At 70.8% G+C, this 25,828-nt stretch carries 21 protein-coding genes and 1 riboswitch; of the genes, 11 read left to right on the plus strand and 10 right to left on the minus strand.

Translation table 11 applies throughout. The features are described 5' to 3' along the window. Window positions 1–18 precede the first annotated feature (18 nt). On the minus strand, window positions 19–960 hold the full coding sequence (locus F7R91_RS27710; RefSeq protein ID WP_150952586.1) for a sucrase ferredoxin: 942 nt from the start codon (window positions 958–960) through the stop codon (window positions 19–21). 54 nt (window positions 961–1,014) lie between these two features. Beyond that, entirely contained in the window at window positions 1,015–2,271 is a 1,257-nt protein-coding gene (locus F7R91_RS27715) for a citrate synthase (protein WP_150952589.1), read from the minus strand. Between the two features lie 97 nt (window positions 2,272–2,368). Between F7R91_RS27715 and F7R91_RS27720 the strand changes: the two genes are divergently transcribed. Next, the gene (locus F7R91_RS27720) at window positions 2,369–3,535 is read left to right on the plus strand and encodes a citrate synthase/methylcitrate synthase (RefSeq protein WP_150952592.1); all 1,167 of its coding nucleotides are present in this window, start codon (window positions 2,369–2,371) and stop codon (window positions 3,533–3,535) included. A 258-nt stretch (window positions 3,536–3,793) separates the two neighbouring features. On the opposite strand, the gene F7R91_RS27725 is transcribed toward F7R91_RS27720, so the two are convergent. Both F7R91_RS27725 and F7R91_RS27730 read right to left on the minus strand, forming a co-directional pair. After that, a complete protein-coding gene (locus tag F7R91_RS27725; RefSeq protein ID WP_150952595.1) occupies window positions 3,794–4,030 on the minus strand; it encodes a hypothetical protein in 237 nt (78 codons plus the stop codon). A gap of 154 nt (window positions 4,031–4,184) precedes the next feature. Then, window positions 4,185–4,682 (minus strand): DUF6082 family protein, encoded by a 498-nt coding sequence (locus F7R91_RS27730; protein ID WP_150952598.1) that lies wholly within the window; start codon window positions 4,680–4,682, stop codon window positions 4,185–4,187. A 387-nt stretch (window positions 4,683–5,069) separates the two neighbouring features. Between F7R91_RS27730 and F7R91_RS27735 the strand changes: the two genes are divergently transcribed. Beyond that, window positions 5,070–6,110: a CobW family GTP-binding protein gene (locus F7R91_RS27735; RefSeq protein ID WP_225320816.1), complete on the plus strand. Its 1,041-nt coding sequence runs from the start codon at window positions 5,070–5,072 to the stop codon at window positions 6,108–6,110. Here the strand turns inward: F7R91_RS27735 and F7R91_RS27740 are convergent. Then, the gene (locus F7R91_RS27740; protein WP_150952600.1) at window positions 6,107–8,563 is read right to left on the minus strand and encodes a DNA gyrase/topoisomerase IV subunit A; all 2,457 of its coding nucleotides are present in this window, start codon (window positions 8,561–8,563) and stop codon (window positions 6,107–6,109) included. The genes F7R91_RS27735 and F7R91_RS27740 overlap by 4 nt on opposite strands. Before the next feature lie 292 nt (window positions 8,564–8,855). Here F7R91_RS27740 and F7R91_RS27745 point away from each other — a divergent pair, with 292 nt between their 5' ends. The 4 genes from F7R91_RS27745 (at window position 8,856) to F7R91_RS27760 (ending at window position 13,676) form a co-directional block, all read left to right on the plus strand. Next, entirely contained in the window at window positions 8,856–10,244 is a 1,389-nt protein-coding gene (locus F7R91_RS27745; RefSeq protein ID WP_150952602.1) for a M16 family metallopeptidase, read from the plus strand. Then, window positions 10,241–11,629: a M16 family metallopeptidase gene (locus F7R91_RS27750; protein ID WP_150952607.1), complete on the plus strand. Its 1,389-nt coding sequence runs from the start codon at window positions 10,241–10,243 to the stop codon at window positions 11,627–11,629. Before F7R91_RS27745 ends, F7R91_RS27750 begins: the two co-directional genes overlap by 4 nt. A gap of 191 nt (window positions 11,630–11,820) precedes the next feature. Then, window positions 11,821–11,982, plus strand: a riboswitch (cyclic di-AMP (ydaO/yuaA leader). Window positions 11,983–11,995: 13 nt separating this feature from the next. Further along, window positions 11,996–12,772, plus strand: a complete 777-nt coding sequence (locus F7R91_RS27755; protein WP_150952609.1) for a M23 family metallopeptidase — start codon at window positions 11,996–11,998, stop codon at window positions 12,770–12,772. Between the two features lie 208 nt (window positions 12,773–12,980). Continuing rightward, window positions 12,981–13,676, plus strand: a complete 696-nt coding sequence (locus F7R91_RS27760; protein ID WP_150952612.1) for a GntR family transcriptional regulator — start codon at window positions 12,981–12,983, stop codon at window positions 13,674–13,676. A gap of 142 nt (window positions 13,677–13,818) precedes the next feature. Here the strand turns inward: F7R91_RS27760 and F7R91_RS27765 are convergent, their stop codons facing one another. Then, window positions 13,819–14,100 carry an HPr family phosphocarrier protein gene (locus F7R91_RS27765; RefSeq protein ID WP_016432192.1) on the minus strand — a complete coding sequence of 94 codons (282 nt, stop codon included), beginning with the start codon at window positions 14,098–14,100 and terminating at the stop codon, window positions 13,819–13,821. A gap of 178 nt (window positions 14,101–14,278) precedes the next feature. On the opposite strand from F7R91_RS27765, the gene F7R91_RS27775 reads away from it, so the two are divergent. The 4 genes from F7R91_RS27775 (at window position 14,279) to F7R91_RS27790 (ending at window position 19,797) form a co-directional block, all read left to right on the plus strand. Beyond that, window positions 14,279–17,248, plus strand: a complete 2,970-nt coding sequence (locus F7R91_RS27775) for a bifunctional acetate--CoA ligase family protein/GNAT family N-acetyltransferase (RefSeq protein WP_150952615.1) — start codon at window positions 14,279–14,281, stop codon at window positions 17,246–17,248. Window positions 17,249–17,313: 65 nt separating this feature from the next. Further along, window positions 17,314–17,910, plus strand: a complete 597-nt coding sequence (locus F7R91_RS27780) for a DUF5998 family protein (RefSeq protein ID WP_150952722.1) — start codon at window positions 17,314–17,316, stop codon at window positions 17,908–17,910. Next, window positions 17,910–19,103: an alkaline phosphatase family protein gene (locus F7R91_RS27785; protein WP_150952618.1), complete on the plus strand. Its 1,194-nt coding sequence runs from the start codon at window positions 17,910–17,912 to the stop codon at window positions 19,101–19,103. The genes F7R91_RS27780 and F7R91_RS27785 overlap by 1 nt, the downstream gene beginning before the upstream one ends. A gap of 43 nt (window positions 19,104–19,146) precedes the next feature. Beyond that, on the plus strand, window positions 19,147–19,797 hold the full coding sequence (locus F7R91_RS27790; RefSeq protein ID WP_150952621.1) for a thymidine kinase: 651 nt from the start codon (window positions 19,147–19,149) through the stop codon (window positions 19,795–19,797). A gap of 383 nt (window positions 19,798–20,180) precedes the next feature. Here the strand turns inward: F7R91_RS27790 and F7R91_RS27795 are convergent, their stop codons facing one another. Genes F7R91_RS27795 through F7R91_RS27810 form a run of 4 tightly spaced genes read right to left on the minus strand, consistent with a single transcriptional unit; the run spans window position 20,181 to window position 24,850 of the window. Further along, window positions 20,181–20,825, minus strand: a complete 645-nt coding sequence (locus F7R91_RS27795) for a LutC/YkgG family protein (protein WP_150952624.1) — start codon at window positions 20,823–20,825, stop codon at window positions 20,181–20,183. Then, entirely contained in the window at window positions 20,812–22,266 is a 1,455-nt protein-coding gene (locus F7R91_RS27800; RefSeq protein WP_150952627.1) for a LutB/LldF family L-lactate oxidation iron-sulfur protein, read from the minus strand. The genes F7R91_RS27795 and F7R91_RS27800 overlap by 14 nt, the downstream gene beginning before the upstream one ends. Further along, entirely contained in the window at window positions 22,263–23,060 is a 798-nt protein-coding gene (locus F7R91_RS27805) for a (Fe-S)-binding protein (protein ID WP_150952630.1), read from the minus strand. Before F7R91_RS27805 ends, F7R91_RS27800 begins: the two co-directional genes overlap by 4 nt. 35 nt (window positions 23,061–23,095) lie before the next feature. Continuing rightward, on the minus strand, window positions 23,096–24,850 hold the full coding sequence (locus tag F7R91_RS27810; RefSeq protein WP_150952633.1) for an L-lactate permease: 1,755 nt from the start codon (window positions 24,848–24,850) through the stop codon (window positions 23,096–23,098). 208 nt (window positions 24,851–25,058) lie between these two features. On the opposite strand from F7R91_RS27810, the gene F7R91_RS27815 reads away from it, so the two are divergent. Next, entirely contained in the window at window positions 25,059–25,817 is a 759-nt protein-coding gene (locus F7R91_RS27815; RefSeq protein ID WP_150952636.1) for a FadR/GntR family transcriptional regulator, read from the plus strand. Window positions 25,818–25,828: the final 11 nt, after the last annotated feature.

Consider the following 25,828-nt stretch of genomic DNA (forward strand, 5'->3'; position numbering starts at 1 on the left):
TCGCGAGCGTTGCGGTCGTCAACCCGCGAGTGCCGTCGTCGTCAGCTCGCGCACGGCCACCACGTCCATCCGCGCGGGTGAGCCGAGCACCGAGGTGCCGCAACTCTCCGGCCGCGGCGGCAGGGACGCGCCCTGGGCCACGACGACGCTCCAGCGGCGCCCGTCGGCATGGGCGACGGTCACCTCCCAGCGCGGAGCCGCACCCTCCGTCCGTACGACGGCCAGGGCGTCCGCCGCGTGTTCGTCCGCGTACGCGCGCACGGCCAGTTCGGCGGCCTGCCCGGGACGCTCCCAGGCCGAGCTGCCGCGACACCCCTCCACGACGATCCGCCCCTCCTGGACCCCGTGCAGGACCTCCTTGACGGCATGGGCCTCGGCCCGGCCGTAGGCGTAGCCGTAGGGCAGGACGAGCAGGGTCGGCGAGAAGCGGTGACCGCCCAGATGCGTGACCTCCCAGGTGCCCTCCACACCGGAGGCGGCCAGCTCGGCCGCGAGGGGCCGGCCGAGGAGTGCACAGCATTGGTCGCGCTTGCCGTTGGTGCACACCAGCGCGAGCGGGTCGCCGGCGTGGGGTCTGCCATGGAGCGCCGAGCCGAAGGTGTGGTGGTCGCCCGCGCCGAGCTCCGCGAAGTCGAGATCGAGCAGCCGGCGGGGGTCGCGGGTCGTGGCGGCGTGCAGCCAGGCGTTTCCGGGCCTGGTGTGGGCCGCGTACACCTGACGCACGGTGGGCGTCCGGCTGTCGGCGTGGCGGCCGGGGCGGCGGATGAGCGCGATGCGTACGCCGGTGCCCTCCGTGGCCGCCTCCAGGGCGCGGCCCAGCGCGGGGTCCAGGTGGCTCGACGTGAGCGCCTGGGCACCCCATGGGCCGGGCTGCTCGAGCAGCAGCCAGGTCCTCGCGGTGGCCGCGGTTCCCGACAGGGGCTCGTCGAGGCCCCGGGAGACGGTTGAGCACGTACTCACAAAGGTGAGCCTAACCTGACTTGAGGCAGAACCCGCTCCCGGCCCTGTGTGTGTCTACTCAGGCAGCGGCCGTGGCGGCCTGGGACCCACGTAGTGGCCGCTCGGGCGCATGCGCAGCGGGCGTTCGCCGTACTCCTCCAGGGCGTGCGCGATCCAGCCCGCCGTACGGGCCACGGCGAAGATCGTTTCGCCCGCTGTCGACGGCATGCCCGACGACGCGGTGAAGACGGCGAGAGCCAGGTCGACGTTGGCGTGCAACGGGGTGTGCCGGGCGGTGGTGGCCACGATGTCGCGGGCCGCGGCGAGGGCCGGCGCCGTGTGCGGCATCTCCTCCAGCAGGGCGAACAGGGCACGCGCGCGTGGGTCCTCGCCGGTGTAGAGCCGGTGGCCGAGGCCCGGGATGCGGCGGCCCGCGCGCAGTTCGTCCGCGATCACGGGGGCCGCGTCGCCGTGGTCGAGCACGTCGAGCAGCAGCCGGTGGGCCAGGCCGCTGGCCGCGCCGTGCAGGGGGCCCTCGATGACGCCCAGCCCGGCGGAGACGGCCGCGTAGATGTGCGCGCGGGCCGACGCGGCCACGCGCACCGCGAGGGTGGAGGCGGCCAGGTCGTGGTCGACGAGCAGGGCGAGCGCGGTGTCCAGGGCGCGCAGCGAGTCGTCGTCGGCGGGCTTCCCGCTGAGCCGCCCCCACAGCCGGTGGGCCAGCGGGCCGGTGTCACGGTGACTGTGCCGTACCGGTGGCAGTGAGGCGACGAGCGTGGGGATGAGCACGCGCGCGGTGCCGAGCACGGCCTCCACCGACAGGTCGAAGCGCAGCGGATCCGCGGCCGCCGCGGCGACCGCGGCGACCCGCAACCGGTCGGTGGGGCTGGTGTGTTCGGGCAGTGAGTCCGCGGCCTGTCGGGCGACGGCGACGGAGGCGTCGGGTGCGGCGAAGGTGATGCCCGGGCGCAACTGCCCCGTCCACAGCCACTCGGCGACCTCTTCGTAGGAGCGGCGTGCCGCCAGTTCCGTCGCGTCGACACCCCGGAAGTAGTACCGGTCCTTGTTGATGAGCGTGATCCGGGTCCGGACGGACAGTTCACCGCTGCTGCCCGGACTCCCGCCGCTCTCCCGCCTGTTGCGCAGGGCGAGCGCCTCCACCTCCCCGGCGTCGAAGGTGCTGCCCCGGCCGCCCGGCACCCGTCGGCTGGTGAGCTGGCCGCGGCTGACGTACGCGTACACGGTTTCGGGCTTCACGCCCAGGAGTTCGGCGGCCTCTTTGGTGCTCAGCCGCCGCCCCGCGTCGCCGGGGTCGGGCTCTTGATCGCGCATGGAGGTCACGGTATCCGCATCCGATGCATTGACTCAATCAATATTGACAGGGAAATAGTCAAGCATGGACAGTCGAATCAAGTCCAGGGAGGAAATCATGTCCGTCAAGAGGTCAGCAGCCACACTTGTCGACGTACCGCGGGGACTCGCGGGTGTCGTCGTCACCGACACGGAGATCGGTGACGTCCGGGGCCTTGAGGGCTTCTACCACTACCGCCAGTACTCGGCCGTCGACCTCGCACAAACCCGGGGTTTCGAGGACGTCTGGCATCTCCTCGTCCACGGTGAACTGCCGGACGCCGCACGCTCCGCCGCCTTCGCCGAGGAGACGGCCGCGCTGCGCCGACTGCCGGACGAGGTACGGGCCGCCCTGCCCGCCATCGCCGCGGCGAGCGGACGGTCCGGCCCGCTGGCCGGGATGCGCACGGCGCTGTCGCTGCTCGGCGCCGCGAAGGGCTTCCGCCCGCTGTACGACATCGACGCCGACCGGCGGCGGCAGGACTCCCTCGTGGCGGCAGCGGCCGTACCCACCCTGCTCACGGCGCTGTACCGGCTCGGCCGGGGACTCGATCCGGTGGAGCCGCGCACGGATCTGTCCGGTGCGGCGAACTACCTGTACATGCTGACGGGTTCGGAGCCCGACCCGCGACAGGCCCGCGCGGTCGAGCAATATCTGATCTCCACCATTGACCATGGATTCAATGCGTCAACATTCACCGCACGCGTCATCGCGTCCACGGGGGCGGACGTGGCGGCCTGCCTCGTGGGAGCGGTGGGGGCGCTCTCGGGTCCGCTCCACGGCGGCGCACCCAGCCGCGCGTTGGACACTCTGGATGCGATCGGCACTCCCGACCGCATCGACCCGTGGATCCGGGAGCGTGTCCTCGCCGGCGAGCGGATCATGGGCTTCGGTCACGCGGTCTACCGCACGGAGGACCCGCGCTCCCGGATGCTGCGCGACGTCGCCCGGAGCTTCGGCGGCCCGCGGGTGGAGTTCGCCGTCGAGGTCGAGCGCCATGTCGAGGCGATCCTCGCCGAGCTGAAGCCCGGCCGCGAACTCCACACCAATGTCGAGTTCTACGCGGGCGTCGTCATGGAACTGTGCGGTCTGCCGCGGGAGATGTTCACGCCGACGTTCGCGGCCGCGCGAGTGGTGGGCTGGAGCGCGAACATCCTGGAGCAGGCGGCGGAATCGAAGATCATCAGGCCCGCGGCGCGCTATGTGGGGCTTCCCGCACCTCAGGCCGTCCCCGAGGCGGCATGACGGGCGGGGCGTGCCGCCCTCACCGGAACCCCGCAGAGGCCCGAAGTTGGCCTGAAATGACTGCGAGGCCCGGCACCGATCGGGTGCGGACCTCACCGTAGCTTTCAGGGGGGCCGGGAGTGCGGCCCGGTGTGGCTCCCGCGAGGGGGGCCATGACGTTTGTGACGTCCTCAACAAGGAAGAACGCGGACCTCGACGGCCCGGTGGCGTCATCGCGCCTCTGCCTGCCGCAGACGGCTTTCGGCCTTGATCGGCTGGTCACACATCGGGGATGTCCGTCTTGGCGTGAATCAGTGTTTTGCGATCAATGACCACGATGCGCTCGTATTCAGCTCGCGCGGCATCCGGAGGAAGCTTCCCGTCCAGGGTCTCGGTGGCGTCTGTACCGATAATGGCGAAATTTCCATCACTGAGCTCGAAGATGTCGGGGCAGGTCTGCCCCGACATGCTGCCCCGGGCCGTGGGAGGTACGCCGATTCTGCGGACGATCTTCAACGGGGAGTTCCATTCGGGTGAGTTGTTCTGTTTTGTCCGGGTTTGTCTAGCGGAACTCCTCACCAAAAGTAATCGTCCATGTCGGATGTGACGAAATTTTTCAGCCAGGGTGCCTAATGCGGGCCCGGCAGGTGAAGGAAAGCGGCGTCGATCGTCAGGCGACCCACCACTGGTCGTTCTCGTCGTTGGCCCGGGCGACGATCTCGTCCACATGTCGGGCGAGCAATCGTTCCTGCGAGCCGGCCGGCAGGCTCTCCCGGTGGTGTCCGGTGACTTCCCAGTACTCACGGAAGATCGAGCTCTGGCATATGCCCCGCATATGGCCGAGGGCTTCCTCGAGGCTGACCGTGCCTGAGCGAAAGGCATGCAGGAGGTTTCCGTACAGGGCGTTGGCGAACAGGTACTGCTTCAACTGCGTCGGAGTTATCTCGATTTCGTAGGTGTCGAGCACGGCCGCCAGGTCCGGATCCTGGACCGCTTTGCACAGCAGGTCGAAGTGGAGCCGGTGTTTGTCTGCCATGTCGGTGCGCCAGTGGTGCTGCCGCTGTTCCTCGTGCATCAGCTCGAGCCGTGCGAGCAGCATGGCCTCCCCGTGCAGGCGCTGCACGGCAAGAGCCGCGAAAGCCCCTGCCGCGAAGGCGAGACCTGCCATCGCCACAGGACCCCACCCCCGCTTTCCATAAGTGGACATGTCAACCCCCGAGTCAGGCGGCCGTCCGCCGGTCGTCGGGTGTGGACAACGGGCAGCGGACCGGCGAGCGGTGGGCGGCGCTTGCCGTCTCCCAGGATGCCGAGCGGCTCTGATCGGCGGGGAGGCGGAGAGGAGGCGCACGGAGGGAAGCGAGGGTCGCACGAACCGGCGCCTTGCCCAACGTCTGCCCCGCAAGTGCTGCTAACAATCGTTCACTTCGTCGTGATTGTTCCGGCTCGTATCCTGGGTCGGCATTCAACCTTCGTCCGTGCGCCGAACCCGCGATCCGGTGCACGCGTCGGCGTGAGAGAGGTCGTACAGCGTGAAATTCGTGAGAGAGGGCGCCCATTGAACCGGCAGGTCCCGGTCGTCGTGCTCGCCGGTTTTCTCGGCTCCGGCAAGACCACTCTCCTCAACCACCTTCTCCACCGCAGCGGCGGCAGCCGCATCGGGGCCCTTGTCAACGACTTCGGTGCCATCGAGATCGACGCGATGGCCGTCGCGGGAGCGCTCGGCGACTCCACCGTCTCCCTCGGGAACGGGTGCCTGTGCTGTGCCGTGGACGCGAGCGAGCTCGACGGCTACCTGGAGCGGCTCGCCCGGCCCTCCGCCGGCATCGACGTGATCGTCATCGAGGCCAGCGGTCTCGCCGAACCCCAGGAACTCGTCCGCATGGTCCTCGCCAGTGAGCACCCGGGGATCGTGTACGGCGGACTCGTCGAGGTCGTCGACGCCGCCGAGTTCGACGCCACCCGGGCGCGCCATCCCGAACTCGACCGGCATCTGGCGCTCGCCGACCTCGTCGTGGTCAACAAGCTCGACCGGGCCGCCGATGGTGAGCGGGTCCTCGGACTCGTCCGGTCCCTCGTCGACCGGGCGGCCGTCGTCCCCGCCTCCTACGGACGCATCGACCCCGAATTCCTCTTCGACTGCAGGCCGAGCGAGGAGCGCATCGGCCAGCTGTCCTTCGACGACCTGCACGACCGCACCGCAAGCTCCGGCCACGAGCACGCCGGTCATCTGCACACCGGCTACGACAGCCTGTCCTTCACCTCCGAAGTCCCCCTGGACCCACGCCGGTTGATGCAGTTCCTCGACACCAGGCCCGAGGGGCTGTACCGGATCAAGGGGTCCATCGGCTTCGGCCCGCACGACCCGGCGAACCGGTACGCCGTCCATGCCGTCGGGCGGTTCCTGCGGTTCTATCCCGAGGCCTGGCCGCCCGGTGCCGAACGCCTCACGCAGCTCGTCCTGATCGGCTCCGGCATCGACGCGCCCGCACTGGCCAAGGAACTCGAGGCGTGCAAGAGCGACGCCCCGCACGCCGACGAGCACGGCATGTGGGGCGTCCTGCGCTACGTACCGGACCCGGAAGACTCAGCCGCCTAGACCGGACCCGCCACCGCCGACACCGTCTTCGCCAGCGACACGCCCGAGCCGTCACGGCGCGGGTCGATCTCGGGCAGCTCGGCCGGGGTGCCGTTCTTCTGGGCGGCCCGGGCGGGGACGGGGCCCGCCCAGGCCAGAGACAGACAGTCCTCGCCCTTCAGGAAACGCTGGCAGCGGACGCCGCCGGTGGCGCGGCCCTTGCGCGGGTACTGGTCGAACGGGGTCAGCTTGGCCGTCGTCTGGACGGAGTCGTCCAGCGTGCCGCGCGAGCCGGCGACCGTGAACACCACCGCGTCGGCGGCCGGGTCGACCGCGGTGAAGGAGATGACCTTCGCGCCCGCGGTGAGCTTGATGCCGGCCATGCCACCGGCCGGGCGGCCCTGCGGACGCACCTGCGAGGCCTGGTAGCGCAGCAGTTGCGCGTCGTCCGTGATGAAGACCAGGTCCTCCTCGCCTGTGCGCAGCTCCACCGCACCGACGATCCGGTCACCCTCCTTGAGGGTGATGACCTCCAACTCCTCCTTGTTGGAAGGGTAGTCGGGGACCACACGCTTGACGACGCCCTGTGCGGTGCCGAGCGCCAGGCCCGGGGACGACTCGTCGAGTGTGGTCAGGCAGACCGCCGTCTCGTCGTCCTCCAGGGAGACGAACTCCGCCAGCGGTGCGCCGCCCGCGAGGTTCGGCGCCGTCGCCGTGTCCGGGAGCTGCGGCAGGTCGACGACGTTGAGCCGCAGCAGACGGCCGGCCGAGGTCACCACGCCCACCTCGCCGCGGGCCGTGGCCGGCACCGCCGAGACGATCACGTCGTGCTTGGCGCGCCTGGCGCCGGTGTCCTGCGGGAGGGGCTCGCCGTTCGCCGTACGGGCCAGCAGCCCCGTCGAGGACAGGAGCACCCGGCACGGATCGTCCGCCACCTGGAGCGGCACGGCGGCCACCGGGGCGCCGGCCGACTCCAGCAGGACCGTCCGCCGCGCGGTGCCGTACTTCTTGGCGACCGCGGCCAGTTCGCCGGAGACCAGCTTGCGCAGCTCGGCGTCCGACTCGAGGATCCGCGTCAGCTCCGCGATCTCCGCGTTCAGCCGCTCCTTCTCGGACTCCAGCTCGATGCGGTCGTACTTGGTGAGACGGCGCAGCGGGGTGTCGAGGATGTACTGGGTCTGGACCTCCGACAGCGAGAAGCGCTCCATCAGGCGCTCCTTCGCCTGCGCGGAGTTCTCGCTGGAGCGGATGAGGCGGATGACCTCGTCGATGTCGACCAGCGCGGTGAGCAGGCCCTCGACCAGGTGCAGACGGTCGCGCCGCTTCCCCCGCCGGAACTCGGAGCGGCGGCGCACGACCTCGAAGCGGTGGTCGAGATAGACCTCCAGGAGTTCCTTGAGGCCCAGCGTCAGGGGCTGGCCGTCGACCAGCGCCACGTTGTTCACGCCGAAGGACTCTTCCATCGGCGTCAGCTTGTAGAGCTGCTCCAGGACCGCCTCCGGCACGAAGCCGTTCTTGACCTCGATGACCAGGCGCAGTCCGTGCTCACGGTCGGTGAGGTCCTTGACGTCGGCGATGCCCTGCAGCTTCTTCGCGCCGACCAGGTCCTTGATCTTGGCGATCACCTTCTCCGGGCCGACCGTGAAGGGCAGCTCGGTGACGACGAGGCCCTTGCGGCGCGCCGTCACCGTCTCCACCGACACCGTCGCGCGGATCTTGAAGGTGCCGCGGCCCGTCTCGTACGCGTCCCGGATGCCGGAGAGGCCGACGATCCGGCCGCCCGTGGGCAGGTCGGGGCCCGGGACGTGTCTCATCAGGGCGTCGAGGTCCGCGTTCGGGTGGCGGATCAGATGGCGGGCGGCCGCGATGACCTCGGCCAGGTTGTGCGGCGGCATGTTCGTCGCCATGCCGACCGCGATGCCCGACGCGCCGTTGACCAGGAGATTCGGGAAAGCGGCGGGCAGGGCGACCGGCTCCCGCTCCTGGCCGTCGTAGTTTGGGGCGAAGTCGACCGTGTCCTCGTCGATCGACTCCGTCATCAGGCTCGCGGGGTCGGCCGCCCGGCATTCGGTGTACCGCATGGCGGCCGGCGGGTCGTCGTTGCCCAGCGAGCCGAAGTTGCCGTGGCCGTCGACCAGCGGGACGCGCATGGAGAAGGGCTGCGCCATACGCACCAGGGCGTCGTAGATCGACGCGTCGCCGTGCGGGTGCAGCTTGCCCATGACCTCGCCGACGACACGGGCGCACTTCACATAACCGCGGTCGGGGCGCAGCCCCATCTCGTTCATCTGGTACACGATGCGGCGATGCACCGGCTTGAGGCCGTCGCGGGCGTCCGGCAGGGCGCGGGAGTAGATGACCGAGTACGCGTACTCGAGGAAGGAGCCCTGCATCTCGTCGACGACGTCGATGTCGAGGATCTTCTCCTCGTACGAGTCGTCGGGCGGCGGGGTCTTCGTGCTGCGGCGGGCCATCGCTGCCGGCTCCTTCTGTTCTCTGGTCGCTCGAGCGTGTGACGGGATCTGACGCGGACCATTGTGGACCGCGGCACTGACAACCCGGACGACGACCCGACCTCGGCCGGCCCCGCCCGGCGTGCGCCGGTGCCGCCCGCGCTGGGAGGGGCGGCACGTGCGCAGGCTACGCGATCCGCTGTCGGCGTACGTCCCGCCGGAACTTCGCCGAGGCCGCGCACGCTTGCATACAGTGGCAGGACAGCAGGAAAAACGCGGTTTCAACGACCGCGTCCGCGATCGAAGGGACGACATGCCCATGGGTCACACGGCCACAGACCAGGCAGACTCCGGCGGTCTGACAGCGACCGAGCACCGCCTGGCCAACGGCCTGCGCGTGGTGCTCTCCGAGGACCACCTGACCCCCGTCGCGGCGGTGTGCCTCTGGTACGACGTCGGCTCGCGTCACGAGGTCAAGGGCCGTACCGGCCTGGCTCACCTTTTCGAGCACCTGATGTTCCAGGGTTCCGGCCAGGTGACGGGCAACGGCCACTTCGAGCTGGTCCAGGGCGCGGGCGGCTCGCTCAACGGCACCACGAGCTTCGAGCGCACCAACTACTTCGAGACCATGCCCACCCACCAGCTGGAACTCGCCCTCTGGCTGGAGGCCGACCGCATGGGCTCGCTGCTCATGGCCCTGGACGACGAGTCCATGGAGAACCAGCGGGACGTCGTCAAGAACGAGCGCCGGCAGCGCTACGACAACGTCCCCTACGGCACGGCGTTCGAGAAGCTGACCGCCCTCTCCTACCCGGAGGGCCACCCCTACCACCACACCCCGATCGGCTCGATGGCCGACCTGGACGCCGCGACCCTGGAGGACGCGCGCGCCTTCTTCCGTACGTACTACGCGCCCAACAACGCCGTGCTGTCGGTCGTCGGAGACATCGACCCGGAGCAGACTCTCGCCTGGATCGAGAAGTACTTCGGCTCCATCCCGTCCCACGACGGCAAGCCCGCCCCGCGCGACGGTTCACTGCCCGTGACCATCGGCGAGCAGCTGCGCGAGGTCGTCGAGGAGGAGGTCCCGGCCCGCGCCCTGATGGCCGCCTACCGGCTGCCGAACGACGGCACACGCGCGTGCGACGCGGCCGACCTGGCGCTCACCGTCCTCGGCGGCGGCGAGTCCTCCCGCCTCTACAACCGGCTCGTACGACGCGACCGTACCGCCGTCGCGGCCGGCTTCGGCCTGCTGCGGCTGGCGGGCGCGCCCTCGCTGGGATGGCTGGATGTGAAGACCTCCGGTGACGTCGAGGTGCCGGTCATCGAGGCCGCCATCGACGAGGAGCTCGCCCGGTTCGCCGAGGAGGGCCCCACGGCCGAGGAAATGGAGCGCGCCCAGGCCCAGTTGGAGCGCGAATGGCTGGACCGTCTCGGCACGGTCGCGGGCCGCGCCGACGAACTGTGCCGCTACGCCGTCCTGTTCGGCGACCCTCAGCTCGCCCTCACCGCGGTCCGCCGTGTGCTCGAGGTGACGGCCGAGGAGGTCCAGGAGGTCGCCAAGGCCCGCCTGCGCCCCGACAACCGGGCCGTACTGGTCTACGAGCCCGTCAACGGCACCGACGGCACCGAAGGCGCCGAGGGCCCCGACAGCACCGAGAACACCGCCGACGAGGACGAGAACGAGGAGGCGGCCAAGTGACCGAGCTCGCCAACATGGACTTCCACCCCCGGCCCCAGGCGGGCGAGGCCAGGCCGTGGGCGTTTCCGGCCCCCGAGCGCGGGACGCTCGACAACGGCCTGACGCTGCTGCGCTGCCACCGCCCCGGCCAGCAGGTCGTCGCCGTGGAGGTGCTCCTGGACGCCCCGCTGGACGCCGAGCCGGCCGGCCTCGACGGCGTGGCCACGATCATGGCGCGGGCCTTCTCCGAGGGCACCGACAAGCACTCGGCGGAGGAGTTCGCCGCCGAGCTGGAGCGCTGCGGCGCCACCCTCGACTCGCACGCCGACCACCCCGGCGTCCGCCTGAGCCTGGAAGTCCCGGTCTCGCGTCTGCCGAAGGCGCTGGGTCTGCTGGCCGACGCTCTCAGGGCGCCCGCCTTCGCCGACAGCGAGGTCGAGCGGCTCGTCCGCAACCGGCTGGACGAGATCCCGCACGAGCTGGCCAACCCGTCCCGCCGGGCCGCCAAGGAGCTCTCCAAGGAGCTGTTCCCGGCGACCGCGCGCATGTCGCGTCCGCGTCAGGGCACCGAGGAGACGGTCGCCGCGATCGACTCCGCTGCCGTACGCGCCTTCTACGAGAAGCACGTCCGCCCCGTCACCGCCACCGCCGTCGTCGTCGGCGACCTCACCGGGATCGAGCTGGACGCGCTGCTCGGCGACACCCTCGGCGCCTGGACCGGCTCCCCGGCCGAGCCGCGGCCGGTACCGCCGGTGACCGCCGACGACACCGGCCGGGTCGTGATCGTGGACCGGCCCGGCGCGGTCCAGACGCAGCTGCTCATCGGCCGCGTCGGCTCCGACCGGCACGACCGTGTGTGGCCCGCGCAGGTGCTCGGCACGTACTGCCTCGGCGGCACCCTCACCTCCCGCCTGGACCGTGTCCTGCGTGAGGAGAAGGGCTACACCTACGGCGTGCGGGCGTTCGGCCAGGTCCTGCGGTCCGCCCCGGACGGCACGGGCGCGGCGATGCTCGCCATCAGCGGTTCGGTGGACACCCCGAACACGGGCCCGGCGCTGCAGGACCTGTGGACGGTGCTGCGCACGCTCGCCGAAGGAGGGCTCACCGATGCCGAGCGCGACGTCGCCGTGCAGAACCTCGTCGGTGTGGCGCCGCTGAAGTACGAGACCGCCGCGGCCGTGGCGAGCACGCTGGCCGACCAGGTCGAGCAGCATCTGCCCGACGACTACCAGGCGACGCTGTACCAGCAGCTCGCCGCGACCGGCACCGTGGAGGCCACCGCGGCGGCCGTGAGCGCCTTCCCGGTGGACCGTCTGGTGACGGTGCTGGTCGGCGATGCGGCCCAGATCAAGGAGCCCGTCGAGGCGCTCGGAATCGGTGAAGTCACCGTTGTTACGGCCGAGTAGGGACACGCGCGTACAGGGGCCCTGGTGACGCAGGCGTCATCAGGGCCCCCGTATGTCCGAATTGAGGGAGAGGTTGCCTGTCTGCCCTGTGGCATGCGCTACAAAAGGCGTGATCCGTTTGGGGATTGAAAGAGACCGCGTCTAGCGTCGGTCGGGCTGTTCGTCAGGCAGTGCGCCGCACCCGCGGCACCGGACAGCCATCGCCGAGTCCCCGTACGGCGCGAGCCAGGGGAGCCGGGGACCCATCGCAGTCCCTGGGGTGAATCGGACGCCCGCGCACCGCGAGGGGGTCCGTAGGAGACCTTCCTGCTCCGAACCCGTCAGCTAACCCGGTAGGCGAGAAGGAAGGAAAGGACCAGCCACTCCATGGCGTTCACCCGCGCCACCGGGAAGCACCGTCGTCCCAGCCGGATGCACCGCACCTCCGCCCGCGCCGCGGGCGTCGCGGCCCTCGCCACGACCGGTGTCGTCGGCACCCTCGCCGCCCCGGCGCTCGCCGCGGAGACCTCCGCCGAGCAGACCGGCCTCACCCCGGTCATCAAGATCGGCGACTCGGTCGCCGAGCAGATCGACGCCCAGGCCGACGCCCAGCGGGAGGCCGCCCAGCTGGCCGCCTACAAGAAGGCGGCCGAGGAGGCTGCGCGCAAGAAGGCGGCCGCGGAGGCGGAGGAGGCGCGCGAGAAGGCGCGCGAGGCCAAGGAACGCGCCGCCCGCGAGGCCGAGCGCAAGCGCCTCAACTCCTTCGTCGCTCCGATCTCCGGCTCCTACGTCTCGACCGGCTACCTGGCTGGCGGCGGCGTCTGGTCCTCGGGCAGCCACACCGGCGTCGACTTCCACGCCGCGAGCGGCACCACCGTGCACGCGGTCGGCTCCGGCACCGTCGTCGAGGCCGGCTGGGGCGGCTCCTACGGCAACCAGATCGTGATCAAGATGCACGACGGCACGTACACCCAGTACGGCCACCTGTCGTCCATCGCCGTCTCGGTGGGCCAGCAGGTCACCCCGGGCCAGCAGATAGGCCTCTCCGGTGCGACCGGCAACGTCACCGGACCGCATCTGCACTTCGAGGCCCGTACGACCGCGGAGTACGGCTCGGACATCGACCCCGTCACCTACCTCCGCTCGCACGGCGTGAACGTCTGACCCGTCCGGTCGTCCACACGGCACGGCATCCCGAGGCCCCGGCTCACCGAGCCGGGGCTTTCGGCGTTTCACGGCCGGCTCGGCCAACGCTGTCCAAAAAATATCCCCGGATTCCGAACCGCCGTCGGAAATTCCCGCTCATTGCAATAGAGTCACTGAACACACGTCAATCATCGACGTTTCACGGGGATTAAAGCGGAGGTCGGTCATGCGTGTTCCGGCGCACTCGGTATGCACGGCGATCCGGGACGACATCGTCGAGGGTGTCTACGAGCGCGGCAGCCGGCTCACCGAGGAACTGCTCGCCCGCCGCTACGGCGTCTCCCGCGTCCCCGTCCGTGAAGCCCTGCGCACGCTGGAGGCCGAGGGCTTCGTGGTGACCCGGCGGCACGCGGGCGCGTGCGTCGCCGAACCCACCGAGCAGGAGGGTGCCGACCTCCTGGAGATGCGCATGCTCCTGGAGCCGCTCGGCGCCTCCCGCGCCGCCCAGCGCCGCACGGAGGCGCATCTCAAGGTGCTGCGCGGCCTCGTGCGGCTGGGCCAGGAGCGGGCCAGGGGCGGCAACAGCGATGATCTGCGCTCCCTGGGCAGCTGGTTCCACGAAACGCTCTCCCAGGCCTCCGGCAGCCCAGCGCTCTCCTCGATGCTGACCCAGCTGCGACACAAGATCGCCTGGATCTACTCGGTGGAGGCGCCGGCCGACCCCGTGGAGTCCTGGGCCGAGCACGGGGCGATCGTGGACGCGGTGGCGCGTGGTGACAGCGAGCGCGCGCGGTCGGTGGCCACGCTGCACACGGAGCGCTCGACGACGGCGCACCGGCTGCGCTTCACCGGGGGCGGGGACCGTTCCGACCGTGTGAGGAACTCGCAACATCCCGTAAACATGTCGAGCGTGCGGCATTAACAAAGGCGCCGTATACAAAGAAGACGTAATTCGCGGGGGATTATTTCTGCTGCCCGCGAGAGGGAAATGTGAGGGGCTCGCCCGATAATTCGAGCGAGCCCTTCTGCGAATCGCTGACGGCCGGAGGCCGTCAAGAGGGTCCTCAGACGGTCTCGGGGAGTTCCTCGAGGCCCTCGGAGACCAGCTTCGCGAGGCGGTCGAGCGCGGCGTCCGCACCCTCGGCGTCGGAGGCGAGGACGATCTCCTCGCCGCCCTGGGCGCCCAGGCCCAGAACGGCCAGCATGGAGGCCGCGTTGACGGGGTTGCCGTCGGCCTTGGCGATCGTCACCGGGATACCTGCGGCCGTGGCGGCCCGGACGAAGATGGATGCGGGGCGGGCGTGGAGGCCCTCGGCCCAGCCGACGTTGACGCGGCGCTCAGCCATGTGATGCTGCCCTTCAGTGTCTCAGGGTTGTCTAGACCAGTTTCCCATATCGTCATCCATGCCGGGAGGGGGGTCGTCGGTCCCTCCCCGGTGGCGCCGGACCGCGGCCTCGGTCCGGCGTGCGTCCTGCACAGACTGCCTCGCGCCGTTGTCGTACGCGAGCCGTACTCTGGGGCCCATGCAGACCTCGTCGGACAGGCACGAGTACCCCGCCCACTGGGAAGCCGACGTGGTGCTGCGCGACGGCGGCACCGCGCGCATCCGCCCCATCACCGCTGATGACGCGGACCGCCTGGTCAGCTTCTACGAGCAGGTCTCGGACGAGTCGAAGTACTACCGCTTCTTCGCGCCCTACCCTCGTCTGTCCGCCAAGGACGTCCACCGCTTCACGCACCACGACTTTGTGGACCGGGTGGGACTCGCGGCCACGATCGGCGGCGAGTTCATCGCCACCGTACGCTATGACCGCATTGGTACCGACGGCATGCCCGCCTCCGCGCCCGCCGACGAGGCCGAGGTCGCCTTCCTGGTGCAGGACGCCCACCAGGGACGCGGGGTCGCCTCGGCCCTCCTCGAACACATCGCCGCCGTCGCGCGCGAACGCGACATCCGCCGCTTCGCCGCCGAGGTGCTGCCCGCCAACACCAAGATGATCAAGGTGTTCACGGACGCCGGGTACACCCAGAAGCGCAGCTTCGAGGACGGCGTCGTACGCCTGGAGTTTGACCTCGAACCCACCGACCGCTCGCTCGCGGTGCAGCGCGCGCGGGAACAGCGCGCCGAGGCGCGGTCGGTACGACGGCTGCTGGCGCCCGGCTCCGTCGCCGTCATCGGGACCGGCCGTGCCCCCGGCGGCGTCGGCCGCAGCGTGCTCGGCAACATCCGGGACGCCGGGTTCACCGGCCGTCTGTACGCCGTGAACAGGGCCTTCCCCGCAGGGCAGAAGGAACTCGACGGGGTCCCGGCGTACCGCTCGGTGGGCGACATCGACGGTCACGTGGATGTCGCGGTCGTCGCCGTGCCGGCCGAGTACGTCCCCGAGGCCGTCGCCGAATGCGGTGCGCACGGCGTGCAGGGACTCGTCGTGCTCTCCGCGGGCTATGCCGAGAGCGGCCCCGAGGGACGCGAGCGCCAACGTGAACTCGTGCGCCACGCGCGCGCGTACGGCATGCGGATCATCGGGCCCAACGCGTTCGGCGTCATCAACACCGCCCCGGACGTACAGCTCAACGCCTCTCTCGCCCCCGAGATGCCGCGGCCCGGGCGGATCGGGCTGTTCGCGCAGTCCGGCGCCATCGGCATCGCGCTGCTGTCCCGGCTGCACCGGCGCGGAGGAGGGGTCACCGGGGTCACCGGCGTGTCCACCTTCGTGTCTTCGGGCAACCGCGCGGACGTGTCCGGCAACGACCTGATCCAGTACTGGTACGACGATCCGGACACCGACGTCGTGCTCATGTACCTGGAGAGCATCGGCAACCCCCGCAAGTTCACCCGTCTCGCGCGGCGCACGGCGGCGGCGAAGCCGCTGGTCGTGGTACAGGGCGCGGGATCCGCTCCGCAGGGGCACGCCGTACGGGCCACACGGCTGCCGCACGCGACGGTGTCCGCGCTGCTCCGGCAGGCCGGGGTGATCCGCGTGGGCACGATCACCGAGCTGGTCGACACGGGGCTCCTGCTGGCGCGGCAGCCGCTGCCGGCCGGGCCGCGGGTGGGCATCCTCGGGAACTCCGAGTCGCTGGGGCTGCTGACCTACGACGCCTGTCTCGCGGAAGGGCTGAAGCCGCTGGCTCCGCTGGATCTGACGACGGGGGCGTCCGCGGAGGACTTCCATGCGGCGTTGCTGCGGGAGTTGAGGGACGACGCGTGCGATGCGGTGGTGGTCACGGCGATCCCGGCGGTGGGGGAGGGGTCGGCCGGGGATGCGGCGTTGGCCGAGGCGTTGAGGTCGGCCGCGGACGAGGTTCCCGGGAAGCCGGTGCTGGTGGTGCATGTGGAGCTAGGGGGGCTTGCGGATGCGCTGTCGGCGGCGGCGAGTACTGCTCCGCAGGCGGGTGCCGGTACTGCAGCACAGGCGGGTGCCGACGCACCCGGCACTGCAGGCGGCGCCCACCCTCGTCCACGCTCGGCTTCGCTCGAGCCGGGGGACTCCCGTCGCCCTGCGGAACGACTGACCGCCGCGGCGGCTGGAGCGGAGCGGACGGCCGCGGCCGCGGGAGTGGAGCAGAAGGCCGCGGCCGGCGGAGGTGCGGCCAAGCCGAAGGGTGGTGGGGAGCCGTCGGCCGGCTCCCGGCTCATCCCCGCCTACCCCGCCGCCGAGCGGGCCGTTCGGGCGCTTGCCGAGGCGGTGAAGTACGGGCAGTGGCGGAGGGAGGCCGCTGAGCCCGGGAAGGTGCCCGAGTTCGAGGACATCCGCGAGAAGGGGGCCGCCGAGCTGATCGGCGGGCTGCTCGCGCGCGGACAGGGGCTCACGCTCGGCGGCGACGAGACGTGCGACCTGCTCGGCATGTACGGCATCGAGGTGCACCGCGCCCTGCCCGCCCCCACCCCGGACGCCGCCGCCGAAGCCGCACGCACCCTCGGCTACCCGGTGGCCCTCAAGGCAACCGCCCCGCACCTGCGGCACCGCGCCGACCTGGGCGGCGTACGACTGGATCTCGCGGACGAGGAGCAACTGCGGCGCGCGTACACCGAGTTGACCCAGCTGTTCGGGCAGCCGGAGGAGCTGCGGCCGGTGGTGCAGGGGATGGCGCCGCGCGGGGTGGACACGGTGATCCGGGCCGTCATCGACCCGGCGGCGGGGGCGGTGCTCTCGTTCGGGCTCGCCGGGGCCGCCTCGCAGCTGCTCGGGGACATGGCGCACCGGCTGGTTCCGGTCACCGACCGGGAGGCGGCCTCGCTCGTGCGGTCGATCCGGACGGCACCGCTCCTGTTCGGCTGGCGCGGCTCGACCCCGGTCGACACGCCTGCGCTGGAGGAGCTGCTGCTGCGGGTGTCGCGGCTGGTCGACGACCATCCGGAGGTCGTCGCGGTCACCCTGGAGCCGGTCGTCGTCGCCCCGCACGGCCTGAGCGTGCTCGGCGCCACCGTGCGCCTGGCGCCGCCGCCCGCCCGCGACGACCTCGGCCCGAGGACGCTTCCGGTCTACTGAACGATCTACTGAGCGACGTCTCCTGTGCGCGGAGCGGTGCCTCGTAGTCAGTGCGCCCCCGTAGGATGGGCGTCATGGCCAAGACCAGTACGACGACCCAGGGGCTGCGTGCGGCGATCGAGCGCAGCGGCTACTACCCGGCCCTCGTGGCCGAGGCGGTGGAGGCCGCTGTGGGCGGCGAGCCCATCCGGTCGTACCTGGTCCATCAGGAGACGACGTTCGACCAGAACGAGGTGCGGCGGCATGTGACCGTGCTCGTCCTCACCGGCAACCGCTTCATCGTCAGCCACACCGACGAGCAGGCCGCGGACAGCACCTCCCCGACGCCGTACGCCACGACGTCCACGGAGTCGGTGAAGCTCGGCCGGATCTCGTCGGTCGTGGTCAGCCGTGTGGTCGCCAACCCGGAGTCGTACACACCGGGCACGCTGCCCCGCGAGGTCGTGCTGACCATCGGCTGGGGCGCCGTCTCCCGCATCGACCTGGAGCCCGCCGCCTGCGGCGACCCCAACTGCGAGGCCGACCACGGCTACACCGGCAACTCGACGGCGGACGACCTCAGCCTGCGGGTCAGCGAGGCCGGGGACGGCCCGGAGACGGTGCGCCAGACGCTCGTCTTCGCCCAGGCCATCTCCGAGGCGACCGCGGACGTCACACGCTGATGGCGCAGCCCACCACCTGGGACTCCCACCCGGAACCCCTCGCCGTCGACTCCGCGCCCCTGCCGGAGTACGGCTCGGGCTCGCTCGCGGATCTCCTGCCCACACTGGCCGCGGGCATGGGCGTACCGGGCATGACCGCCGCGATCACCGAGCTGACCGCCGCCGACCGGAACTGCGTGTTCCTGATCGACGGTCTCGGCTGGGAGCAGCTCAGGACACACCCGGACGAGGCCCCCTTCATGACGTCGCTCCTCGCCGGCTCGCGCGGCGGCACCGGCCGCCCCCTGACCACCGGCTATCCGGCGACCACCGCGACCTCCCTCGCCTCCGTCGGCACGGGCCTGCCGCCGGGCGCCCACGGTCTGCCGGGGTACACCGTGCGCGATCCGGCCACCGGCGAGCTGATGAACCAGCTGCGCTGGCAGCCCTGGACCCCGCCGGGCGTCTGGCAGCCCTATCCGACGGTGTTCGAGCTGGCGCACGCGGCGGGTGTGCATGCCGCCCAGGTGTCGTCGCCCACGTTCCAGAACACCCCGCTGACGCAGGTGGCGCTGAGCGGCGGCACCTTCCACGGGCGGCTGTCGGGCGAGGACCGAGTGGACTTCGCTGCCGAGCAGCTGGCCCTCGGCGACCGCTCGCTGATCTACACGTACTACGCCGAACTGGACGGCGCCGGGCACCGCTACGGCGTCGCCTCCGACACCTGGCGCGGCCAGCTCATGTACGTGGACCGCCTGGTCCAGCGCCTGGCCGAGCAGCTCCCGCCGCGCACCGCGCTCTACATCACCGCCGACCACGGCATGGTCGACATCCCGTTCGACGAGCACCACCGCATCGACTTCGACGCCGACTGGGAGCTGCGCGCCGGGGTCGCGCTGCTGGGCGGCGAGGGCCGTGCGCGGCACGTCTACGCGGTGCCGGGTGCCGAGAGCGACGTGCTGACCTGCTGGCGTGAGGTCCTGGGCGAGCAGTTCTGGGTGGCCTCGCGGGACGAGGCGATCGCGGCGGGCTGGTTCGGCCCGCGCATCGACGACCGTGTGTACGCGCGCATCGGCGACGTGGTTGCCGCCGCGCGTGACGACGTCCTGATCATCGCCTCCGAGCGGGAGCCGAAGGAGTCGGCGATGGTCGGCAACCACGGTTCGCTGACCCCCGCCGAGCAGCTGGTCCCGCTGCTCGAAGTACGCTCCTGAAGCCCGCCCTTGGACTCCTTCGCCGAAAGGTGCTCAACTCCACATGCCCGAGCTGGTGTTCTTCTCCGGAACCATGGACTGCGGGAAGTCGACGCTGGCTCTCCAGATCGGACACAACCGTTCTGCTCGCGGGCTTCAGGGCGTGATCTTCACGCGGGACGACCGGGCGGGTGAAGGCAAGCTTTCCTCCCGCCTGGGCCTGGTGACGGAGGCGGTCGAGGCCACCGAGGGCATGGACCTGTACGCGTACCTCGTCGACCAGCTGTCCAAGGGCGGCAAGGCGGACTACGTGATCGTGGACGAGGCGCAGTTCCTGGCCCCTGGCCAGATCGACCAGCTGGCCCGCATCGTGGACGACCTCGACATGGACGTCTTCGCCTTCGGGATCACCACCGACTTCCGCACCAAGCTCTTCCCCGGTTCTCAGCGCCTGATCGAGCTGGCCGACCGGATCGAACAGCTCCAGGTCGAGGCCCTGTGCTGGTGCGGCGCCCGTGCCACGCACAACGCCCGTACGGTGGGCGGCGAGATGGTGGTGGAGGGCGCCCAGGTCGTCGTCGGTGATGTCAACCGCCCGGCGGAGGAGATCGGCTACGAGGTCCTCTGCCGCCGTCACCACCGCCGCCGCATGACGAGCGCGTCGGCCCGCGTGGGTGCGCTGTCCCCGGATGTCCTGCCGGTGACATCAGCCTGACGGGGCGGCTTCTTCGCGGCTCTTGTTCTGCCCCGGGCAGGCGCGATTCGAGTCATCTGTGTCTGCGATGAGCTGACCCCGGTTGCCGGCAGCGGCTGTTCAGGGACGTGTCGCGGCCTGGACGAGGCGTCCTGGCGGGCCCCGACCGGCCGCTGGTCATCGCCCCCGGACTGGCCGGGCTCCGGCCCGGCGAGCTCGCGACGGAGGACGAGGTGCCGGACGCCGTCCGGCCCGGCGGCGGGCGCAGCCTCCCGGCGCGGGCGGCGCTCGCCCTCGCGGACCGGGGTGTGCGCTCCTCCTGCGCGCCTCCCGCCGATGGCGCACGGGACGGCGACCCGGCCCCGTCGCACGACTCGTCGGCACGACTGGCGGCGAAGATGCCGTCAGCCGATCAGGAGGACCTCCAGCGTGCGCGGTCCGTGCACGCCCTCGACCCGGTCCAGTTCGATGTCGCTGGTCGCCGACGGGCCGGAGACGAAGGTCAGCGGTCGCAGGGGATCCAGCCTGGCCAACGCCTCCGGTACCGACGCCACGACCTGTTCGGCCCGCACCACGCACAGGTGGTAGTCGGGCACCAAGGTCAGCGCCCGCCGCCCCTGCCCGGGCCCACCGTCGAGGACCAGCGTGCCGGTGCCGGCGATGGCGGCGGCTGCGGTGGTGACCACGCCGTCGGCCCGGTCCAGTTCATGGACGGACAACCGTGGGGCGTCGCTCAGCACCCGCTCCGGCGCCAGTCCCGCCTGCCACTCCCGCGGAAATCCCCGGGGCACCACCACACAGTCGCCGCCGCGAACGGCGATGGCCCGCGCGACGGCCGTCGCGACCGTCTCGGCGGTCACCCGCTGCACCGCTGCCCCGTAGTCGGCCAGCCGTTCGGCGAGCAGCTTCACCGCTTCCTGCGATCCGGCGGGCGGGGTGCCGCCCGGGGAGTAGTGCCGCGGCACCGGTACGTCCGCCGGTGCTTCGGTGTCCCCCACATCCGCCAGCGCGCGGCGGATGCGGCTCAGTACGTCCTCACGTGCGCTCATCGCGCGTTCTCCTCCACCAGGTCCGGAAGCTCTCCTCGGCCGGGACCGGTGCGTCCCGGGCGTCGGTCCACGCGGACAGCGGACCGGGCAGCCGGCCGATGCGTCCGCGCCGGCTCAGCAGCCGCCCGCCCGCGGATGCCGCACGCTGCGCCGTCCCCAGCCGGGAGGGTTCGGAGAGCACCCAGCGCGCGGCCGTCATCGCCAGCCGTTCGGGCGTCGGCATCCGGCGTTCGCGGCTCTCGTCCACCACCCTGGCCCGGAGGTGGACGAGCACCTCCGGAATATTGATCTTCACCGGGCAGACGTCGTAGCACGCGCCGCACAGCGTCGAGGCGAAGGGCAGTGAGCGGTCCACCTCCGAGGAGGTGCCGCGCAGTTGGGGGCCGAGGATGGCACCGATCGGACCGGGATAGACCGATCCGTAGGCATGTCCGCCGACTCGCTCGTAGACCGGACAGACATTGAGGCAGGCCGAACAGCGGATGCAGTTCAGCGCCTGACGGCCGATCGGGTCGGCGAGGGTGTCGGTCCGTCCGCCGTCCAGCAGCACCAGGTGGAAGGCGCGGGGACCGTCATCGGCGGCCGTGCCGGTCCAGGTCGAGGTGTACGGGTTCATCCGCTCACCCGTGGAGGAGCGGGGCAGCAACTGCAGGAACACCTCCAGGTCCTGCCAGGTGGGCACGGTCTTCTCGATGCCGACCACGGAGATGAGGGTCTCGGGGAGGGTCAGACACATCCGTCCGTTGCCCTCGGACTCCACCACCACCGCCGTGCCGGTGTCCGCGACCAGGAAGTTGGCTCCCGAGATGCCGACCTTCGCCCGCAGGAACTTTTCCCGCAGATGCTGCCGGGCCGCTTCGGCGAGCTGGCGCGGGTCGTCACCCAGATCGGCGGGTGCGGCCGCCCCGTACTCGGCCATCGCGCGCAGGAAGATCTCCCTGATCTCGGCCCGGTTGCGGTGGATGGCCGGCACCAGGATGTGCGAGGGATGGTCCTCGCCGAGCTGAACGATCAGTTCGGCGAGATCGGTCTCGTACGCCGCGATGCCCGCGTCGGCCAGCGCCTCGTTCAGACCGATCTCCTGGGTGGCCATCGACTTGACCTTGACCACCTCGCGTTCCCCGGTGGCCCGGATGAGGTCGGTGACGATGCGGCACGCCTCCTCGCCGTCGCGCGCCCAGTGCACCTGGCCGCCCGCCGCGGTCACTCGCTCCTCCAGTTGCAGCAGATAGTGGTCCAGATGGCGAAGGGTGCGCTCCTTGATGGCGCGCCCGGCCTCGCGCAGCTCCTCCCAGTCGTCCAGTTCGCCCACCACGTCAGCCCGCTTCTGGCGGATGGTGCCGGTGGCATGCGCCAGATTGCGCCGCAGCTGCGTATCGGCGAGAGCGTTCCGCGCGGCCTTCGGGAAGGAGGGCATGCCCAGGAATGCGGCATCGCTCATCGGGATCTCACTCCTTCAGTGGTGCGCCGGGGCAGGGGCGAGGGCTGTGGTCCGTCCGTCGCCGGTTTCTCCTCGGTGGAGGCGAGGATCTCGGCCAGGTGCACGGTGCGGACGCCGGTACGCAGCCGGGACAGGGTTCCGCCGATGTGCATCAGGCAGGAGTTGTCGCCCGCGCTCAGCACCTCCGCCCCGGTGTCGAGCACATGCCGTACCTTGTCCGCGCACATCGCCACCGAGGTGTCGGAGTTCTTCACGGCGAAGGTGCCGCCGAAACCGCAGCACTGCTCGGCCGCGGGCAATTCGACCAGATCGATGCCGCGCACCGCCCGGAGGAGTGTGAGCGGCTTGTCACCGACGCCGAGCATGCGCAGCGAATGACAGGTCGGATGGTAGGTGACCCGGTGCGGGAAGTAGGCGCCGACGTCGGTGACCTGAAGGACGTCGACGAGGAACTCGGACAGCTCGTATACCTCCGGCAGGGCTTGTACCGCCGAGGCCAGCCGGGCGTCGCCGGACACCTCGGCCACCCGCCCGTGGTATTCGCGCACCATGCCGGCGCAGGAGCCGGACGGTGTCACGACCGCGTCGTAGCCGGCGAAGACCTCGGTGAAGCGTCGTACGAGCGGTACGCACTCCCGCTGGTAGCCGGTGTTGAAGTGCATCTGACCGCAGCAGGTCTGTTCCATGGGGAACTCCACCGTGCAGCCGAGCCGCTCCAGCAGCGTCACCACCGCCCGGCCGGTCGCCGGGTAGAGGGTGTCGTTGAAGCAGGTGATGAACAGCGCGATCCGCATGCCTTCTCCGGTGCGTGACAGCGGCGCCGGGGCGCTCACGGGAGCATCCAGGCAAGGAGGTTGGACTGAAGGAAGACCAGGGCGCACATGGCCAGCAGGAGCAGCAGACTCCACTTGATGGCGCCCCGGAACAGCTCGGACTCCCGGCCTGCGAGGCCGACCGCGGTGGCGGCGATGGTGAGGTTCTGCGGGCTGATCATCTTGCCGACGACGCCACCGGAGGTGTTGGCGGCGACGAGCAGGGTCGGATCCAGTCCGGCCTTGCCCGCCGCGGCCTGCTGGAGGGTGGCGAACAGTGCGTTGGCCGAGGTGTCCGAACCGGTGACCGCGGTGCCGAGCCAGCCGAGGATCGGGGAGAGGAACGCGAAGGCGGCGCCGGTGCCGGCGATCCACGAGCCGATGGTGATGGTCTGCCCGGATTGGTTCATCACATAGGCGAGCGCGAGGACGGCGGCGACGGTGAGGAGAGCCCAGCGCAGCTTGACCACCGTGGCGGCGAACTCGCGGGCCGCGGACAGGGGACTCACCCGGTAGACGGCGGCGATCACCACGCCGGAGAGCAGCAGCAGCGTGCCCGGGGACGACAGCCAGGTGAAGGTGTAGACCGTGGAGGTCGACGGCTGGCCCGCGGCGGTGAGGACGTGTCCGTCGAGTCCCGGCCAGCCGATCTTGAGATCGCTGGCGGCGAGGAACTCCTTGGCCGGTGTCCACAGCTTGGCCACCGAGAAGACCGCGATCACGATGAGGTACGGCAGGAACGCCATGAAGATGCGGTGCCCGTCGGCGCGGTCCTCGGCCGTCACTGTGCCGGCGGGGACGGGCCGGGTCCGGGTGTGCGTGCCGGGACCTGTCGGCGCCGGGCCGCCGACGGGCCGGTCATGCTGCGCTCCGGGGCCGGACGAGCCGCCGGTGGACTGCGCAGATCCGCCCTCGGACCCACCGTCGCCCACCAGGTCGGCCCTGGCCTGGTCGCCACCTTGCGGCTGCCATACACGGAGGAAGAGCACGACCGCCGCGAGAGCCGCGAGGGAGGCAATGATGTCGGTGAGCTCCACCGAGATGTAGTTGGCGCTGACGAACTGGGCGAGTGCGAACACCGCGCCGCACACCAGGGCAACCGGCCAGGTCTGCCGCATCCCGCGTCTGCCGTCCACGAGCGCCACCAGCAGCAGCGGCACGAACAGGGCGATCAGCGGTGTCTGGCGGCCCACGTAGGCGCCGATGTCCGTGTAGGAGATCTTGGTGAGATTGCCGGCCGTGATGATCGGAATCGCGATGGCGCCGAACGCGACGGGTGCCGTGTTGGCGACCAGCACGGTGATCGCCGCGCGTACCGGAGCGAGACCCAGCCCGATGAGCATGACACCCGTGATCGCCACGGGAGCACCGAATCCGGCCAGCGCCTCCAGCAGCCCGCCGAAACAGAAGGCGATGATCAATGCTTGGATCCGAGGATCGTCGCTGATCAGGCCGAAGGCCCGGCGCAGATCCTCGAAGCGACCGCTGACCACGGTGAGTTGGTAGACCCAGATCGCGGTGAGGACGATCCACATGATCGGGAACAGACCGAAGGTCGCGCCTTCGCTCGCCGACAGCAGCGCGAGATCCGCGGGCATGCCATAGCCGGCCACAGCGACGACGACGGCCACGGCGAGCGATGCCAGGCCGGCCCAGTGGGCTTTCAGCCGCAGGCCGCCGAGCAGCACGAAGAGGGTGAGCAGCGGCAGGGCGGCTACGAGTGAGGAGAGCGCGAGGCTGTCGGCGACAGGAGAGAGATCGGGTTGATACATGGGACCCTCACATCATTGGGGCTTGGTCAGACCATGTCTTGGATAGCTCACCTAAGCAGCCTCCGAAGTCGGCTGTCCAGACGTCTGACGTGACCTTTTAACTTGGTCTGACCAATCGCTGGACCACTCAAGCTAGGATCAAGTGGAGAACGCAGGGGACTCACCCCGCCCGCAATCATGCGGCCATCCAAGGGTGAAAGGGCTTTCAATGGCTGAGGCGACCGCGGCCTGGGAGCCGGTACCGCGCTCCCGCACCTTCGAGCTCGTACTGGCCCGGATCGAGGAGCAGATCCTGGCCGGGAATCTGCGCGTGGGCGACAAGCTGCCACCGGAACGGGAACTGGTCGAACTGCTCGGCGTGAGCCGGGCCGCCGTACGGGAGGCGCTGCGCGTGCTGGAGGCGCACGGGGTGCTGCGGTCCCGCGTGGGCACCGGATCGAACTCGGGCAGCGTGATCGCCGCCATGCCCAGCCACGGCCTCACCCAGTTGCTGCGGCTGCACATGGCACTGGCCAACTTCCCGCTCGGCGACGTCGTCGAGGTGCGCGCCACGCTGGAGCGGTCGAGTGCCCGCCTCGCCGCAGAGCGGGCCACCGAGGACGATCTCGCCCGGATGCGTGAGGACCTCGCGTGCATGGACGCGGCAGGGGTGGCCCGCGAGGAGTTCAACGACTGCGACACCGACTTCCACGTCGCGATCGCCGAGGCCGGGGGCAACCGGATGATCGCCGACATGACGATCGCTGTCCGCAACGCGGTGCGGCACACCCTGCTCAGCGCTTTCCACAGCCTCCCGGACTGGGAACCTGTCGCAGCCCGGCTGCGCGCGGAACATCACGCCATCTACGACGCCATCGTGGAAGGAGACGCCGAACGGGCCGGTGATCTCGTGGAGTCGCACATCCGGGGCTTCCACCAGGATGTCGTCCGTACGGCCCTGCAGGCGGCGGACCCGGGGCGGTCGTAGCCGGATCTCTT

The organism is Streptomyces luteolifulvus, assembly GCF_008806595.1.
In the GTDB taxonomy this organism is placed as follows: domain Bacteria; phylum Actinomycetota; class Actinomycetes; order Streptomycetales; family Streptomycetaceae; genus Streptomyces; species Streptomyces luteolifulvus.